Genomic DNA, 2517 nt, shown 5'->3' with positions numbered 1-2517 from the left:
CCCCGCCCCTGCGCCTGCCCGCCTCCCTGACCAGCTTCGTGCCGCGCGACACCGAGGTGGACACCGCCGTCGACCTGCTCATCCGCGAACGCCTGGTCACCCTGCTGGGCCCCGGCGGCGCGGGCAAGACCCGCCTGGCGATCGAGAGCGCCTCCGCGCTGGCCGCGCGGGCTCCCTCCCTGCTCTCCCGCGGCGGCTGGTTCGTCGAACTCGCCTCCAGGGCGGCCGCGGACGTCCCCCAGGCACTGGCCTCCGCGCTGGAGCTGCGCGAGCACGCCGTGCTCCAGGCGCGCTCCGCGGCCCCCAACGCCCCCGCCGCCCTCGTTCCGCTCCTGGAACGGGTGGTCTCCTTCGTCGGCGACCGCCACGTCCTCCTCGTCCTGGACAACTGCGAGCACATCGTCGAGGAGGTCGCCTCCGCCGTGGCGACGCTGCTGGCCCGCTGCCCCGGCCTGCGGATCCTGGCCACCTCCCGCGAACCCCTGGGGGTGCCCGGCGAACAGCTCCTGACCGTCCCCTCCCTGGACATGCCGCCCGAGGGGGCCTCCGCCGACCGGGCCGCCGCCTGCTCCTCGGTCGTCCTGTTCGCCGAACGCGCCGCCGCCGTGCGTCCGGGCTTTCGCGTCACCCCCGACAACGCCGCCCACGTCGTCCGCGTCGTCCGCGAGCTGGACGGCCTGCCTCTGGCCCTGGAGCTGGCCGCCGCGCGCCTGCGCTCCATGAGCACCGCCCAGCTCGCCGACCGGCTCCGCGACCGCTTCCGGCTCCTCACCGGGGGCGCCCGGTCGACGCTGCCGCGCCACCGCACCCTGCGCGCCGTCGTCGACTGGAGCTGGGACCTGCTCGACGAACCCGAGCGCCGCCTGCTGCGCCGCCTGTCGATCTTCGCCGGGGGAGCCACCCTGGAGGCCATCGAACGGGTCTGCGCCGACCCCGGCACCGAGGGGGAGATCGGCGGCCACGACGCGTGGACCGTCCTGTTCGCCCTGGTCGACAAGTCCCTGGTGATCGCCGAGAACCCCGACCGTGACGACACCCCGCCCCGTTACCGGCAGCTGGAGACCGTGCGTGCCTACGCCGCCGAACGCCTGGCGAGCAGCGGGGAGGAGGAGCGCGTGCGCGACGCGCACGCCCGCCACGTCCGCGACCTGTGGCGCTGGGCCGACCCGCTGCTGCGCGGCCCGCGCCAGGGGGAGCTGCTCGCCCGGCTGGCCGCGGAGGCCGACAACTGCGGCGCCGCCGTGCGCTGGGCCGTCGAGCGGCGCGACGCCGGACTGGCCCTGGACCTGGTCGAGTGCACCCAGTGGTACTGGACCCTGTGCGGCTCCTGGCGCCAGCTCCACCAGTGGGCCGTGGACGTCCTGGACATGGTCGGCGACCGGGTGCCCGAGGGGCGCGCCGTGGCCTACGCCAGCTGCCTGTTCCAGCGGGCCGACACGACCACCGACCACGAGTCGGTGCTGGAGCGCATACGCGAGGTCGAGGCCGTCCTGGAAGAGGCCGGACAGCGGGCCGAGGAGCACCCCATGCTCGTCTACGGCCTGGTGTACAGGGCGCTGCTGGAGGGGACGACCGGCGCCGCCCACGAACGCCTCGCCGCCGCGGCCGACCAGGCCGACCCGTGGATGCGGGCCCTCGTGGGGGTGCTGCTGTCGCTGTTCGACGCGGTCAACGGGCGCACCGGGCGGTCCATGGAGCGCGCGAACGCCGCCCTGGAGCAGTTCCGCGCGTGCGGCGACACCTGGGGCGAGTGCCAGGCGCTCGTCCAGGCCGTGGACCTGTACCGGTTCGAGGACCTCGACCGCTGCCGCGACCTGCTCACCCTCGGCGTGCGCAGGGCCGAGGAGGCGGGGCTGGAGGCGCTGGACTGGATGTTCCGCGTCCGCCGGGCCCAGGTCCTCACCGACCTCGGCGACCTGGAGGCCGCGCGTGAGGACCTGCGGGGGCTCCTCGGCTCCGAGCGGCCCGTGGAGAAGGAACAGATGGTGCTGCTGCGCCTGGCCGAGGGCCAGTGGCTGCGGGAGGCGGGGGAGCCGGACGCGGCCCGCGAGGTCCTGGACCGGGCGGGCGAGGACCTCAAGGGCCTGGGCGGGTTCTCGCCCGTCTACGTGGAGGCGGGCTGGCGGACCCTGTACACGACCGTCGCCTGGAGGGCCGGTGACACCGGGGAGGCCTGGGAGCACGCCCGGCGCGCCTGGCGGCTGGCCGACCACGGCCTGGGCCCGGTGTGCGCGGAGGTCCTGGACACCTTCGCCGTGATGGCCGTCGGACACGACCCGAGGCGCGGCGCCTGGCTGCTGGCCTGCGCCGAGGTGCTGCGCGGCATGCCCGACACCGCCACGCCCCTCGTGGTGCGGGCCCGCGAGAGCGCGCGCCGGGAGCTGGGCGGACGGGAGTACGACCTCGTCCTCGCCGGGGTCCGGGATGTGGGCGCCGACCGGATCCGCGGGCTCGTGGACGCCTGGCTGGCCGAGGGCGCGCCCGGTGGCGCGGAGCGCCCCTGACCCCCGGCCAGCC

At 76.2% G+C, this 2517-nt stretch carries 1 protein-coding gene; it reads left to right on the top strand.

Annotated elements, in window-relative coordinates:
- Window positions 1–2504 (top strand): AfsR/SARP family transcriptional regulator (locus tag DQW06_RS29845; protein WP_157983655.1); only part of this gene is annotated, 2504 nt, incomplete at its 5' end.
- Between the last annotated feature and the right edge of the window lie 13 nt (window positions 2505–2517).

It is taken from the genome of Nocardiopsis sp. TNDT3 (assembly GCF_003427465.1).
In the GTDB taxonomy this organism is placed as follows: Bacteria; Actinomycetota; Actinomycetes; order Streptosporangiales; family Streptosporangiaceae; genus Nocardiopsis; species Nocardiopsis dassonvillei.
This window is presented reverse-complemented; position numbering and strand designations above follow the sequence as displayed.